15 protein-coding genes, 1 tRNA gene and 1 pseudogene are annotated in these 13,946 nt (G+C 59.8%); 4 read left to right on the forward strand and 13 right to left on the reverse strand.

Annotated features, from left to right (window positions below; translation table 11 throughout):
* Positions 1 to 5: 5 nt before the first annotated feature.
* The 5 genes from B9A97_RS10220 to B9A97_RS10240 form a co-directional block, all read right to left on the reverse strand.
* Positions 6 to 752 carry an electron transfer flavoprotein subunit beta/FixA family protein gene (locus B9A97_RS10220; protein WP_084365220.1) on the reverse strand — a complete coding sequence of 249 codons (747 nt, stop codon included), beginning with the start codon at positions 750 to 752 and terminating at the stop codon, positions 6 to 8.
* Positions 753 to 937: 185 nt separating this feature from the next.
* A complete protein-coding gene (locus B9A97_RS10225) occupies positions 938 to 1,720 on the reverse strand; it encodes a rhomboid family intramembrane serine protease (RefSeq protein WP_084365221.1) in 783 nt (260 codons plus the stop codon).
* Positions 1,721 to 1,748: 28 nt separating this feature from the next.
* Positions 1,749 to 2,327, reverse strand: coding sequence for a cob(I)yrinic acid a,c-diamide adenosyltransferase (locus B9A97_RS10230; RefSeq protein ID WP_084365222.1), 579 nt, complete (start codon positions 2,325 to 2,327; stop codon positions 1,749 to 1,751).
* 11 nt (positions 2,328 to 2,338) lie between these two features.
* Positions 2,339 to 2,536 (reverse strand): twin transmembrane helix small protein, encoded by a 198-nt coding sequence (locus B9A97_RS10235; RefSeq protein ID WP_084365223.1) that lies wholly within the window; start codon positions 2,534 to 2,536, stop codon positions 2,339 to 2,341.
* A gap of 27 nt (positions 2,537 to 2,563) precedes the next feature.
* The gene (locus B9A97_RS10240; protein WP_084365224.1) at positions 2,564 to 3,397 is read right to left on the reverse strand and encodes an SDR family oxidoreductase; all 834 of its coding nucleotides are present in this window, start codon (positions 3,395 to 3,397) and stop codon (positions 2,564 to 2,566) included.
* Between the two features lie 83 nt (positions 3,398 to 3,480).
* On the opposite strand from B9A97_RS10240, the gene B9A97_RS10245 reads away from it, so the two are divergent.
* Positions 3,481 to 4,374, forward strand: a complete 894-nt coding sequence (locus B9A97_RS10245) for a YihY/virulence factor BrkB family protein (RefSeq protein ID WP_084365225.1) — start codon at positions 3,481 to 3,483, stop codon at positions 4,372 to 4,374.
* Here B9A97_RS10245 and gluQRS read toward each other — a convergent pair.
* A complete protein-coding gene (gene gluQRS, locus B9A97_RS10250; RefSeq protein ID WP_084365226.1) occupies positions 4,342 to 5,223 on the reverse strand; it encodes a tRNA glutamyl-Q(34) synthetase GluQRS in 882 nt (293 codons plus the stop codon). The two genes, B9A97_RS10245 and gluQRS, sit on opposite strands and share 33 nt — an antisense overlap.
* On the opposite strand from gluQRS, the gene B9A97_RS10255 reads away from it, so the two are divergent.
* Both B9A97_RS10255 and B9A97_RS10260 read left to right on the forward strand, forming a co-directional pair.
* Positions 5,222 to 5,929 (forward strand): DNA-3-methyladenine glycosylase family protein, encoded by a 708-nt coding sequence (locus B9A97_RS10255; protein ID WP_084365227.1) that lies wholly within the window; start codon positions 5,222 to 5,224, stop codon positions 5,927 to 5,929. The two genes, gluQRS and B9A97_RS10255, sit on opposite strands and share 2 nt — an antisense overlap.
* Positions 5,930 to 6,027: 98 nt before the next feature.
* Positions 6,028 to 6,585 carry an HNH endonuclease gene (locus B9A97_RS10260; RefSeq protein WP_084365228.1) on the forward strand — a complete coding sequence of 186 codons (558 nt, stop codon included), beginning with the start codon at positions 6,028 to 6,030 and terminating at the stop codon, positions 6,583 to 6,585.
* A 19-nt stretch (positions 6,586 to 6,604) separates the two neighbouring features.
* Here B9A97_RS10260 and B9A97_RS10265 read toward each other — a convergent pair whose 3' ends face one another.
* Positions 6,605 to 7,111, reverse strand: coding sequence for a disulfide bond formation protein B (locus B9A97_RS10265; protein ID WP_084365229.1), 507 nt, complete (start codon positions 7,109 to 7,111; stop codon positions 6,605 to 6,607).
* Between the two features lie 124 nt (positions 7,112 to 7,235).
* Positions 7,236 to 7,826, reverse strand: coding sequence for a YqaA family protein (locus B9A97_RS10270; protein ID WP_084365230.1), 591 nt, complete (start codon positions 7,824 to 7,826; stop codon positions 7,236 to 7,238).
* A gap of 189 nt (positions 7,827 to 8,015) precedes the next feature.
* Between B9A97_RS10270 and B9A97_RS10275 the strand changes: the two genes are divergently transcribed.
* Positions 8,016 to 8,100: transfer RNA gene (locus tag B9A97_RS10275), tRNA-Leu, on the forward strand.
* 541 nt (positions 8,101 to 8,641) lie between these two features.
* Here B9A97_RS10275 and B9A97_RS10280 read toward each other — a convergent pair.
* The 5 genes and pseudogenes from B9A97_RS10280 to B9A97_RS10300 all read right to left on the reverse strand — a co-directional run.
* A pseudogene (locus B9A97_RS10280) lies at positions 8,642 to 9,613 on the reverse strand (recombinase family protein); the annotation flags it as partial.
* Between the two features lie 496 nt (positions 9,614 to 10,109).
* Complete coding sequence (locus B9A97_RS10285; protein ID WP_143530394.1) at positions 10,110 to 10,571, reverse strand: hypothetical protein; 462 nt, start codon at positions 10,569 to 10,571, stop codon at positions 10,110 to 10,112.
* A gap of 46 nt (positions 10,572 to 10,617) precedes the next feature.
* On the reverse strand, positions 10,618 to 12,612 hold the full coding sequence (locus B9A97_RS10290) for a type IV secretory system conjugative DNA transfer family protein (protein WP_084365232.1): 1,995 nt from the start codon (positions 12,610 to 12,612) through the stop codon (positions 10,618 to 10,620).
* Positions 12,609 to 13,001, reverse strand: a complete 393-nt coding sequence (locus B9A97_RS10295; protein WP_084365233.1) for a hypothetical protein — start codon at positions 12,999 to 13,001, stop codon at positions 12,609 to 12,611. Before B9A97_RS10295 ends, B9A97_RS10290 begins: the two co-directional genes overlap by 4 nt.
* Positions 13,001 to 13,600 (reverse strand): hypothetical protein, encoded by a 600-nt coding sequence (locus B9A97_RS10300; RefSeq protein WP_084365234.1) that lies wholly within the window; start codon positions 13,598 to 13,600, stop codon positions 13,001 to 13,003. The genes B9A97_RS10295 and B9A97_RS10300 overlap by 1 nt, the downstream gene beginning before the upstream one ends.
* Positions 13,601 to 13,946 lie beyond the last annotated feature (346 nt).

A 13,946-nucleotide genomic window follows, 5' to 3' on the forward strand; every position in this document is an offset into this window, starting at 1 on the left:
TCCGATCAAAGCACACCAGCGGTCTTCAGGCTGGACACCAGCTCGGCGACGTTCTTGACCTTGACGCCGGCCTGACGGCCACCCGGTTCCTCGGTCTTCAGCACCTTGAGGCGTGCTGCGGTATCCACGCCGAAATCCGCCGGGTTCTTCTTGTCGAGCGGCTTCTTCTTGGCCTTCATGATGTTCGGCAGCGAGGCATAGCGCGGTTCGTTCAGGCGCAGGTCCGTGGTCACCACGGCCGGCAGCTTGACATTGATGGTCTGCAGGCCGCCATCGACTTCGCGTGTGACATCGGCGGAGCCATCCTTGATCTCCAGCTTGGAGGCGAAGGTCGCCTGCGGCCAGCCGAGCAGTGCAGACAGCATCTGGCCTGTCTGGTTGCTGTCGTCATCGATCGCCTGCTTGCCGGTGATCACAAGGCCCGGCTGTTCGGCTTCGATGACGCCCTTGAGGATCTTGGCGACGGCGAGCGGCTCAACCGCGTCCTCGGTCTCGACGAGGATCGCACGGTCGGCACCCATGGCAAGACCGGTGCGCAGGGTTTCCTCGGCCTTGGCCGGACCGATGGAAACGACCACCACTTCGGACGCCTTGCCGGCTTCCTTCAGCCGCAGCGCTTCCTCAACCGAGATCTCGTCGAAGGGGTTCATCGACATCTTCACATTGGCAAGTTCGACACCTGAACCATCCGACTTCACACGGATCTTGACGTTGTAATCAACAACCCGCTTTACCGTGACTAGGACCTTCATCGCTTCCTTCCTTATTTGCTGTTCGACCCCGAAAATGCGCCCTCAGTGCCGCCGCCGATGGTCGATTGGCGACATCGATACGCATTTTTCGTCCAAACACAACGTCAAGCCGATGCCGCGTACCAATTTGTCTCAGCAATATCTGCCGTTTACGTTCACGTCAATAAAAATGCCGACTGCTGCAGTCATCTGCCCCAATGGATGGGCTTGCGGTTTTGTGGCGGAGGTGCCGGCGGTGCGGTTACAACGGGAGCTTCGTGCTCGACAGCCTTCGGCGTGACGATCGTCCGGTCGAAGAGTGGGACGCCACGACGTCGCAGAATGACCACCAGAACCGCGCCTGCGAGGATGCCGCCCACATGAGCGCCCCACGACACGTTGCTTTCATGATCGGTGGCCAGCATGAAGAACTGCTGGCCGATCCATAGGATCAACGGCAGGAAGGCGGGCAGGGGCAGGGGGAAGCGGAAGAGCACCAGCACCCAGACCCGGACCTTGGGGTGCAGCATGATATAGGCGGCCACCACGCCGGCAACCGCGCCTGACGCGCCGATCAGCGGATTCTGTGACAGCGGCGCGATCATGCCATGAAACAGCGCACCGGCCGCCGCGCATGCCATATAGAAGATCAGAAACTTCACATGGCCCAGCGCGTCTTCGACATTATCGCCGAACACCCAGAGGAAAAGCATGTTCGAGGCAAGGTGCCAGACGTCGCCATGCAGGAAAGAGTAGGTCAGCAGCGTGGCGTTTTCGGGAACGAGCACGAGGGCCGGATCAAGCGTGGCGCTGCCGAACATGACCGCAGGAATGAAGCCAAGGCTCAAGACCCCGGAATCGGCAAATGCGGCAGGAAGCAGGAGGCCGGTGAATAGCCAGACCAGCGTGTTCAACGCAATCAGCGTTATCGTGACGTATTGAAGCCTGATGTGCTTGAGGGCATTGCGATCATGAAGCGGAATGAACACGGCGCTTGCCCTTGCTGTGGTGTGCTGTCTATCGATTCTTTCCCGGAATCCAGAGAATATCAGCCTTCCCACCGTCATTGGCATGGCGGGCGGCGACAAAGAGGAAGTCCGACAGCCGATTTACATATTTGAGGGCCGGTTCGGCAACCGTTTCTCCGTCATAGCGCGACAACTCGACCATGATTCGCTCGGCGCGGCGCGCGATGGTGCGCGCGAGGTGAAGATGGGCGGCTGCGGCCGATCCGCCCGGCAGAATGAAGGAGCGCAGCGGATCGAGATCGGCATTCAACTGGTCGATCTCGCCTTCCAGCCGGACCACCTGGGCCTCAATGATCCGCAGCGGCTCATAGGACAGAACCTCTCCTGTTTCCGGTGCTGCCAGATCCGCGCCAAGGTCGAAGAGATCGTTCTGGATGCGCATGAGCATCGCATCGAGCTCCGCCATGTCAGCCGTATGCAGCCGCGCGACACCGATCACGGAATTCGTCTCGTCGATCGTGCCATAGGCATCGACCCGCAGGTCGTGTTTCAACCGCCGCGGTCCGGTCACCAGCGCGGTGGTTCCGTCGTCTCCGGTGCGGGTATAGATCTTGTTGAGTTTCACCATGGAAGGGAATCCTATCGTCCGCCGCCGGTCAGCCAGAGCGTCAGCATCATCAGGCCGACCGCCACCGCCTGCAGGACGATGCGCATGCGCATCAGCTTGTTGGAGAGATTGCCGTCGCCGCCCTTCATCATGTTGAACAGGCCGCGCACGAGCACGAGCACGACCAGTCCCATGACCAGGAGCGTCGCAACGGTGGTAAAGCTGGACATGCCTTGTATTGCCTTTGTCTTGATTATTCAGTCCAGCGCACGCATGAACCGGTAGAAGAGATCAGCCGGCAGTAGCCGCTTCAGAAGCGCTCCCTGCTTGGCGGGTCTCGTGACGAGATAATGTGGGCGCGGTCGCTTGGCGGTCAAGGCGTGGCACAACACTTTGTAGACTGCCTCGGGCCCAAGTTTGTGGCGATTGATCGGACCTGTGCCATTCAGTCGCGCCAACTGGCGACGGTAGTCCTCGGCATGCACAGAGTTTTCCAGGTCGATGTTGCGCTGGATATGAGCAAGGGCATTTGCGGTAAAGCGGGATTCGATCGGGCCGGGTTCGATGAGGCTCACATGGACGCCGCTTCCCTCAAGCTCCATCCGCAGGGTGACGCTCAGGCCCTCCAGCGCGTATTTTGATGCGGTGTATGCGCCGCGCCAGCGATAGGGCAAGAGGCCCAGAATGGACGAGCATTGCACGATGCGCCCATGCCCCTGCCGACGCATGGTGGGAATGACGCGACGTGTCAGGTCGTGCCAGCCGAAGAAATTGGTTTCGAATTGCTGACGCAGGACGTCGGTTGAGAGGTCCTCGACCGCGCCCGGCTGGCCATAGGCGCCGTTGTTGAACAGGGCGTCCAACTGGCCGCCCGTGCGCTCCAGAACGTCTTTGACAAGCGCCTCGATCGTCAACGCATCGGTATAGTCCATCAGGAAGGTTTCTATTCCGCTCTCCTGGAGCGGGGCGCGGTCTTCCTCCGTCCTGACGGTCGCGAAGACACGCCAGCCATCGGCGTGAAGCGCGCGTGCCGAATAGGCGCCAATGCCGGAGGAGCAGCCAGTCATGATGATGCTTCGGCGGTTGTCCATCGAATGTTTCCTGTACAAAGCGGCCCCGGTTTCCCATATTCGGCGCTCGGAAACAATCGGCACGCCGATGACCAGGAGATGGAATGCCCGCCATTGTGCGTATGATCTACAAGGCTTGCTACGACGCCGTGATGCATTTTACTGATGACGACGGCTGGGCGATGGCCAGTCATGTGGCGTTGTCGGCCTTGCTGGCGGTGTTTCCGTTTCTGATTTTCGGCACGGCCCTGGCGAGTTTCCTGGGGGCGGATCAGTTTTCCGAAACGGCAATTCACATCATCTTCGATACCTGGCCGGAGGCCATTGCAAAGCCGCTGGCCGAACAGGTCGTTCAGGTGCTCACCATCCAGCGCGGCGGCCTGCTGACGATCTCGGTGCTTGCCGCCGCCTATTTCGCTTCGAATGGTGTCGAGGCTCTGCGCGTCTCGCTCAACCGTGCCTACCGGGTCACCGAGACGCGTCCATGGTACATCACGCGCCTGATCAGCCTCGGCTTTGTCCTTGCCGCCGTCGTCATCTTTGCGGCGCTCAGCGTGCTGCTCGTGGCGGTGCCCGTGGCGCTGGCCTATGCCGAGACCTGGTTCCCATGGATGAAGAACCTGCTCTCCACCGTTGCCAATTGGCGCGTCATCGGCACGCTCGTGGTTCTTGCAGTCGCGCTGATCGTCTCGCATCTCGGGCTGCCGGCCGGCCGGCGGCGAATGCTCGATATCTTGCCGGGCGTGCTTCTGACACTGGTGCTCTGGGCAATCGGGGCGCTTGTCTTCACATCCTATCTCGCGACATTCGCAAATTACGCCGCGACCTATGCCGGTCTCGCCTCCGTCATGGTAGTGCTGGTGTTTCTCTACATGGTTGCCGTGATTTTCATTATCGGCGGCGAGTTCAATGCAGCCCTGGCAAAGTTCAACGTGATGCCGGTTTCAATATCCGAAGCGACGCCGTCAGAGGCCAACGAGTCGGCGAATATCCGCTGAGGAAAACCCCTGTGCGCGCAGTTCGGCGAGACCGGTATCGCCGTTGCTTTTCGAAAGCTTGTGACCGTCTGCACCGGTGATCAGCCTGTGGTGGTGATAGACCGGCGCCGGAAGCCCGAGCAGTTCCTGCAGCAGCCGGTGAATGCCGGTGGCGGCGAATAGATCGAGACCGCGCACCACATGCGTGACGCCTTGAAGGGCATCGTCGACCGTGACCGAGAGATGATAGCTTGATGGGGCGTCCGACCGCCATAGCACGACATCGCCCCAGGCAAGCGGATCCGCCTTGATCACTCCGGTGGGCCCATCGCCGGTTTCCTGAAAATCCAGGTCCGCGCCGATGGCCGCAACCGCCGCCTCCACATCCAGCCGCCATGCATGCTTGTCTCCCCTCGCTATGCGTGTCTCCCGCTCGTCGGATGCTAGATGCCGGTCATCAGGCGGGTAGTGGGGTGCGCCATCAGGGTCGCGTGGCCAAGATCGGCCGGCTTTTTCACTGGCTGAGACCCGCGCCTTTACCTCGCCGCGACTCATGAAGGCTGGATAGGCGAGACCTCTTGCAATCAAGCCATCAAGCGCTTGGCGATAGGCGCTTAAATGCTCCGACTGACGGCGCACCGGCTGCTGCCAGGTGAGACCCAGCCATAGAAGATCCTCCACAATGGCGGTTTCGAATTCCGGCTTGCAGCGGGCTATGTCGATATCTTCCATCCGCAGCAGGAGGTGCCCACCCAAGGCCTCGGCCATGTCGGCGTTTAGCAGGGCAGACAGGGCATGGCCCAGATGCAGCGACCCGTTGGGGCTTGGTGCAAAGCGAAAGGTGGGGTTTTGACGGCCTGTCGGGATCATGCTTTCTTCTGCCACAAAAGATGCGGCAGAGCCAAGGCGCCTGCACAGAGGGCTCACGGCAGTGCTGATACGCGGACAGGGGGATGTGGACGAGGGGCTCCAGGTGCTTCTTGCGCTTGATCCAAGACTGGAGCCGATCGCCGCGATTGCCGGCCCCTTGCCGCTGCGGCTGGGTTCTCCGGGATTTGCAGGCCTTGCCCATATCATCGTATCGCAGATGATCTCGCGGCAAAGTGCACAGGCGATCTGGTCTCGCATGCTTTCCGCGATGGAAACCGTCGATTCCGACCGTTTCCTCGCCCTGGACGTGGCCGCCGTAAGCCAGCTTGGCCTGTCCCGAGCGAAGGCCGCTTGCCTGCGGACTTTGGCCGAGACCGTGATGTCCGGGAAGCTGGATCTCGTTGCCGCGGCAAACCTTCCGGCTGAAGAGGCCATGGCTTTGCTGACTGCCCTGCCTGGCATCGGCCCCTGGACGGCCGAGGTCTATCTGATGTTCTCGGGTGGTCACGCGGATATTTTCCCGGCCGGTGACGTGGCGCTGCGGGCTGCCGTGGGAGATGCCTTTTCGCTGACCACACGGCCCGATATCGCCACTGTCGCTGAAATCGCGCTTGCCTGGCGGCCTTGGCGCTCCGTCGCCGCCCGCCTGTTCTGGGCCTATTATGCTGCCAAAAGCGGGCGAAATGCGCTGCCGGCAGCGCAATAGGCATGCGTTTGTGCATGCGACAATTTAATGGGCTTCACAATCCTGTAACATCAGACCTAATATAGAAGGGCAGATGCCGAATCGATCAGGAGACGCCCTTGACGATTGCAGTCTCTCCCCAGTCCTTGCCGGCGCTCGTCCTGAATGCCGACTACAGGCCGCTGAGTTATTATCCCTTGTCGCTATGGTCCTGGCAGGACGCGATCAAGGCCGTCTTCCTTGACCGCGTGAATATCATCGCGGAATATGACCATTCGGTCTGCTCGCCGAGCTTTTCCATGCGCCTGCCGAGCGTGGTGAGCCTCAAGACCTATGTCCAGCCGACACGCAACCCCGCCTTCACGCGGTTCAACGTGTTCCTGCGGGACAAGTTCGAGTGCCAGTATTGCGGGTCCGAGGACGACCTGACCTTCGACCACGTCATTCCGCGCGCTCATGGCGGCGAAACGACTTGGGAAAATGTCGTTGCGGCCTGCTCGCCCTGCAATCTGCGCAAGGGAAGCAAGCTGCCGCGCCAGGCAAACATGTTCCCGGCGCAAAAGCCGTATCGGCCGACGGTGCAGGACCTGCATAACAACGGCCGACTGTTCCCGCCGAACTACCTGCATGAAAGCTGGGTCGACTATCTCTACTGGGATTCCGAGCTTCAGCCGTAAGCAGGCGCGCCGATCGCGGTCAGGCCTTGGCGCGCACGCCGATGATGGCGAGCGTCGCCAGTACGGCACTGGCCAGCACATTCCAGCCGGCGAAGGAAAGCCCAAGCACACGCAGCGTGGCCTCGGTGCAGGAGGGGCCCTTGACGCTGTTCAGCTGCGCCAGGATATCGCCGCCGCCGGCGCTGACCCCTGATGCGCTGATGCTGCAGCTCGCCGGACCTTCCCAGAACTGCCATTCAACGCCAGAGTGGTAGACGCCAAGGCCACCACTCCAGATCATCAGCAGGGCGATCGCCAGCAACAGCAGCCGGCTGACCCAGGCGGGCAGCTTCAGGGCGGCGGCCAAGATGGCCAGGATGCCGACGGGGATGCCGATGTAGTAGGGCGTGCGCTGCATGAGGCACAGGGCGCAAGGGATGTAGCCGCCGATATGCTCAAAGCCGAGCGCCGAGCCGACCGTCACGGCCATGCCGAGGGTCGTCAAAAGAGACATGTTGAGGCGATTAAAGACTGTCTGCGTCTGCATGTGCGAACTCCGTCGCGTCTTGAAAGCCCGTCGTGATCTTCCGGATTCGCGCTCGGTGCTTCAGGTTCTTGTTTTCGTGCATGTCCTTATTCCGAAACCGACGATCCCTTTCGGCGGACATGTTCTAATGAAGGAGGAAACGATAGGCCACATAAAGGACAATCAGCAAGGCTGCGCCGGCAAGCGCAATCTGTCCAAGCCGCTTCTCGATGAAATCTCGGATCGGCTCGCCGTAGCGCCGCAGCAGCCAGGCGAGCAACAGGAAGCGTCCGCCGCGGGTGATGATCGCGGAGACGATGAATAGCCAGATGTTCACATGCGCCACGCCCGACAGGATCGTCACGATCTTGATCGGTGGCAGATGGGCGAAACCCGATGTTATCAGCAGCAGGATGATGGTCTGGTAATCGACCGACTTGCGCAACTCGTCGAAGGCCTCGTACTTCCCGTAGAATTCCAGGATCGGGCGGGCTACCGTTTCGAACGCGTAGTAGCCAAGAAACCAGCCTGCGATGCCGCCAAGAACGGATGCGACGCTGGCGATCATGGCATAACGCCATGCCCGTGCGGGCCGGGCCAAGGCCATCGGAAGATAGAGCACGTCGGCGGGAACCAGGAAGATCGAGCTTTCGACAAAGGCGATGACGGCAAGCCAGGTTTCCGCAGACTTGCGAGCGGCAAGCGACATCGTCCAGTCGTAAAGTCTGCGCAGCATGCCAATGATCCCCAGGGTTTCAAGCTGCGACGCTTTTATTGAAGCGGCTCTGGCGTGTAAATGGCCTGATACTGCGGTGCAGCGCGCGGCGTGAAACTTTGTCGTGATGGTAAATCCGCGAAAGAATCCTGTTGACCCCGCAATTTTGCTTCGTATATTCCGCCACACTTCGCACCATGCGAAGCGCATGCCCCTTTGGCGGAATTGGTAGACGCGCCTGACTCAAAATCAGGTTCCGAGAGGAGTGCTGGTTCGATTCCGGCAAGGGGCACCATCGACTTTTTCGACATGTTTAAGTCTCCTAACATCTTGAATGGTGTTGATATTTGCGCGGTTCGATAGCCCTCATTTCGCGCATAGGTCAGGCGTTCGGCGAACACCAGCTTGAGCACCGCGCGGCGGTCCTCAAGACGAGGCGAAAGCCATAGTTTGCAAGGGTTTTCGAGGAAGGAAAAAGCGGTTCGATAAGTTTCGCCAAAACTTTTGAGCGGCTTGCCGCAATTGGCGATCTTTTCGCGCATCACCATCTTCTGCGACTCCAGTTCCTTGATCTTGCGCTCATAGGCTTTGACCACGGAATCGCTGGACGCATCGACAATGCGTTCAAGCAGAGCGTCGATTTTCTTATCCATCGCGCGGATTTCGGTTTCGAGTGTTTTGCCTTGCATTCCAGCGTTGGCAAGCTTTGCATCCCACAGGTCGCGGAACATCGCGAACGCTAAATGAAACAGTCCCTCGGACGGTTTCAGCGTTTGCAGCAGCGCTTCAAAATCGCCTTCCAGCTTTTCCTTGCGGATCGACTTTCGGCTGAGCGCACATTTGGGCGTGTCGCAGAGATAGTAAGGATAATGAGCGCTGCGTCCTTTCGACCAGCACGCCGTCAGCGGCTCCCCGCACGATGCACAGCAAACAAAACCACGGAGCGGGAAAGCCTCATTGAGGTCTTTGCGGGCGGGTGCTTTCGCCTTGCCGTCACGGCGTTCCTGCACGGCAAGCCAAGTCTCGAAACTCACCAGCCCTTCATGCTTGCCCTTGAGCGGCTCCACCCCCCAATCGTCACAGGATACATATCCCGCATAGACCGGACGCGAAAACAATTCGAAGACGCGCTCGGAATGAACCTCGCCTTTGCGATCCTTCGGCCACGCAGGCTGCGCGGCGAGATAGCGAGCGACTTCGGCAACTCCTTCGAAACGACCGGATGCAAATCCTTCCAGCACATCGGCGATGATGGTGGCGTAAGGCTCGTCACGCTCAAGCACCTTGCCGTGGCCCGATTTACGGACGGTCTTAAATCCTATTGGACTCTTGAACGGCCAGTACCCATTCTGCAAACGCGCCTTCATGCGGTTGCGTGTCTGCTCCGCATTCTTTTGCCTCTGGTGCTGCGATACGGACGCCAGCAGGTTTTCCACGAGGATGGAGTCGGAATCGTCCCCGAACTCGATGGTGGGGCTTTCCAGCTTGCCGCCCGCTTCGCGCAGCAGGTCGCGCAAATCCCAATGGCCGCGAATGTCACGGCTAAAACGCGAGATATCGTCGATAATGCAGACATAGCCTTCCTTGCGGTGGGCTTTCAAAAACTTGATCATCGCCATCATGGCGGGGCGGCTGGCATGGCCGCCGCTCACATCGTCGCGGAACACATCCACGACCTCATAGCCTTTCATGGCCGCATAGTCGCGGCAGCGGCGCTCTTGGCTTGCAAGGCCATCGCCTTCGATCCGCTGCTTGACCGAACTGACCCTGCAATACAGGACGGCTTTTTGTGTCGGGGATGGTTTCATGGTCTATCGCTTTCTCCGCCCGCGCGTTCCGGCATCATGGAACGTATCGGACAGGTCTTCTTTGTCTGGTGTTGTAGGGTCTTCGGCAAACTGTACCACGGGAAGAATCCCCGTTTCATCTTTTGCCCGCGTTTCATCCACATGGCTGCGGGCTTGCTGGACGGGATCGTCCCCAAAGGCACGGTCCACAAAACTGCGCATGATGGTGTAGAGCGACAGCAGCAGTTCCGTCTTGCGATCTTCCGGCATATCGAGATGATCGACATGACGGCGGTATTTTTCCAGATCGACGGATAGCGGGACAGCGAGGGGCCGCACGTTTTTGGCGGCGGACAGGGCGGCGGAAGAGTGAGCAAAGATGTCTCCAACGCCGCTTTCCATAGTCTTGCTGTTCTGCCGTCTCCTCTTCTTCTTTGCCGTCATCTGCCAACCCCATCGGTCAGGCATTAAAAGAACAATACAGGAACATTATCCTAGATTGCAAGAGAATTAATTCCTACATTTTCTGTCTGAACTTCTTGTCGAGGACAGTAGACTTGTCGTGAAAGATCAGGTGCAGCGGATCGACCTGTTTGTGACCGCCGAGATAACGGGCAATGCGAATGTCGCCCAGCGTCTTCATTTTTGAGGTCAGCCGCTCTTTCAGCAGGGTCGCGGCATAATCGCGGGCATCCCTGACCGTGTCGCGGGGCGCGGCCCAGTTTGGGGCAGGATGGCTGGCCTGCGGCACGTTCCAGCGTTTGAGAATGGCCTTGGTTTCATTGTTGTGCCAGCGCGGCGCGTGTTTGCGCATATGGTCGATCATGCGGCGTTCCAGATCGTTGATATAGCGGGCCAGAGCTTCGCCGGAGAGATCGCCGTTTGCCCGTTCGGGCACCGGCGGGCGTCGGATGCTCGCGCCAGTGTCGTTGGACGGGCTTTGCAAAAGTTTGGATGTATCGGCGGATGCGCCGAACACACGGGTGAGCGAGGCATGGGGAGCACGAACCATGGCATGAATCCCTTCATGGCTTGGAGAACAGTAAGACCACGGGGCATTCGCCCCGTTCGGGAATGATGGTGCGAGAGTGCGGGCCGACATAGGTGCAGCGGCGGTAATACGGATGGCTGTAAGGGCCTGTATATTCATACGCATAGCGAAGATGGGGCAGCGGCACATCGAGCGGCCCGATGGTCCACAAGGCCAGCACGGGCGGCACCCACAGCAGATGACGCAGGCGCACGGGGGCCACGAAACGGCGTGCCTTCCGCGCCCGTCTTACCCGATAGCGAACGCCCTCGATGACGGGCTTGCCGTCTGTGCCTTTGTCGGGATAGCGGATCGTGAAGACCGCATCGCCATAGAGCTTCGAGCCTTCCAGCGGATTGTCCGCCACTTCGTCACGGAACGGCGCAATCCGTCCATAGTCGATCATGGTCAGCCGCAGGGGCCGAAGGCCGCGCGTGAACACCCATGCTCGATTGCGCGGCATGGCGAGGATTTCATCGGGCGTCATGAGGCGGCGGCCCTGTTCGCGGCTGGAGACGCCGATATCCTTCACATCCGCCTGATAGGAATAATCCTGCCGTTTGATCGTGGCTTCCGCCAGCATGTCGGAGATATGCCGCGCACGGTCGAACGAGTTGATGCCCGCATAGACTTTCACATCGGAATAGGCCTCAATCGCGGCGGCGGCTTCACGCCCGTATTTCTTGATAAGGCCGTTGAAGGACTGGATATAAAAATCGGCGGAGATTTTGAGGCCGCGCATCGTCTCCATATCGGAGACGATATCCGCGAAGCGGTAGTTCAAGGCTTCCTCACCGACGATATGAATGGGATGTCCGGCGGGGTCGCGCTTCGCCACTTCCAGAAGCGTATGATTGAGAAGCGAGACAACGGGCGCGAAATCACGCGCATGGGAGAGTGGCGACATCACGAAGACGATGATTTGCCGCTTGCGGATTTCGGCAATGTTGGCGGTGGCGGTGCGGCCATAGCCCGCCATGCGTCCACCCTGATTGAACGAGATGAGCGGCTGCGTCGCGCCTTCCATGAACGAGGCCGCGTGTTCGGCGTTGTTCTCGAACTTATCGAGAAGGTTCGCGGCTTCCGTTTGCAGGAATTCGGCAATCGGATCGTTCGGGAACATCCGCACCGCTTCATGGCGGAGTTTTATCAGCCGTTCGCGAAACTTCTTGGGATCATTCAGCAGCGCAAACACATCGGCGGGCGTGCAGAGCGCGGGCGACATCAAGGCATTGCTCAAGATCGCGATGGAGATGCAGCGGCGCTGACCGTTGCGGAAGAACAGGTTCTTCGTGTCCCCGTCCTTGGGTTCGGGCAGGTGCAAATCCGCCAGATCAAGGCCGAGCTTGATCGTGTCTTTCCGAAACTCGCCCTTGTCATGGCAGGCGTCGATGACAGGCTGATACAGGTTCAGCTCGACCGCGCCGCAGATATCCAGATGCGCTTTGGCAGGATTGATGCACCACACATCAAGCCCCATCGCCCGCAGCGCCGGAACCATCATCGGGGCGAGTTCGGTTTTGACATCGGGAATGAACAGGGATTTTCCCAGCCGCGCCTGATGCAGAACGCTTTGCATGACGAGGAAGATCGTTTTGCCGACACCTGGCGGCATTTCGATGAGGGAAAACGGGGTTTTGGGCGGGGAGAAGACGGGATATTTTCCGGCATACATGCCCAGGAAATTGCCGCTGGCGGGATCGTGCATATGGCGGGCGACGAGTTCGGCCCATTCCGCCTCGCGGCCCGTACCGTGATCCGTCGAGGCTTGCGCCGTCTTCACCAGATCGCGGCGCAGCCTGTAGTCTTTCCAGCCGAGACGGAGGCCTTTAAACGCGGTGGGGATTGCCATGGCGGAGCAAAGCCCCGCCATAGCCATGGAGCCGCCGGACTCGGACGGCCAGAATTGCCATGCGGCACTGGCGCAAAGTGCAGCCAGCAGCGTGTTGCCGTTGACAGGGCCGCTTTTGGGGCGAACGGGAATGCTCATCGCGCATCCTCCCGATGATCGCGAAACGCCATGGCCTGTTCGACAGCGGCCCGCACGGCGCGAAGCCGCCCGATAGGGCCGAAGTTCATGGCCACGTCGTCATCCCGAAGGGCCATCGAATGGACCCGCAACACGCCGAAGCGCAAGGAGACGATGATGGCGGCGACGGACAGAGCCGTGAGCGTCACGGCTTCCACCGCCAGCAGATACCGCCAGAAGCCAATCGAAAATCCGATAAGGCCAGCGGCGGGCAGGCCGACGAATAGCACCAGCGGCCGTTGCACCGAGACATATTCGATCTGGCCGAGGGCATAGGTTTTGCGCGGCGTGCGCAGGAGGGTTTCGGAGACATGAAACCCGCCGCCTTGATAGAAGACAGGCCGTTCCATCACGCACCCGCCTTCGCGGTGCAGGCACCCGCGCTGAAGGTTTGCACCATGCGTTCATCGAACGCCTTGATGGGCGCGGGACGGATCAAACCGAGCGTGCCGGAGAAAATCGCCCACTCGGTGCGCGTGTCCGCAATGGCGGTATCCGCTACACAGCCGCAAACATCGCCCGCCTTGCCGAGCGTGGTGGCGGTCTCGGTCTTGATACGCTCTACCGAGCGATTATAGGCGTCAACGGCGGCGCGTTTTTGTTCTTCGTACTGGCGCAGGGACATATTGAGCGTTTGGTCGATCCCGAACGCCTGACCCAGCCCCATCCGGTTCAGTTCCTGCATCATGGGATTGTTTTGAAACTGGCGAAGCTGGGAGGCAGCCATTTCTTTCGAGGCATCGACGGCGGGCGGCGGAAGTTCTTCCGCCTTTCGTTTGGCAGCATTCAGCGTCAACTCGCTGAAATTGCGCTGGCACATCGGAAGATGGTCGGCGCGAACGACGCGGGTCGCGACTTCGGGGCCGATGACGAGGTAGTTGGCACCAGCCCACAAAACGGCAGCCGCGACGGCGGCTTTCGGGGCGATATCGGAGAGTAGTTTGAGCATGGAATTCTCCAGTCATGTTGGAAAAAGACAAGGGGGAATCCATCGGGCGGCGGGGTTTCCGCCGCCCGTGGCTGGGTCAAACTTTCAAGAAGGGTGACGGGCTGCTATTCGCCGCGCAGGATTCCTAAGCGCTTCCGCCGTCGGCGTAGGGAGGACGATCCGCACTTTGCGCGGCTGGTCGAATCGGTTGGACGGCCCGACTGGCTTGCCTTGCATTCGTTGCAGAGAATGGAAACGAGCTTCATGTCATTCTCCTTCTATTCGTAGGCTGAAAGGGAGGTCGGGCGGAAATCCAGCCTGTTGGATATTGCGGATTTTGCCGATGAAAGCATGAAAGGGACCGGCG

The organism is Rhizobium sp. RU36D (assembly GCF_900176345.1).
In the GTDB taxonomy this organism is placed as follows: Bacteria; Pseudomonadota; Alphaproteobacteria; order Rhizobiales; family Rhizobiaceae; genus Allorhizobium.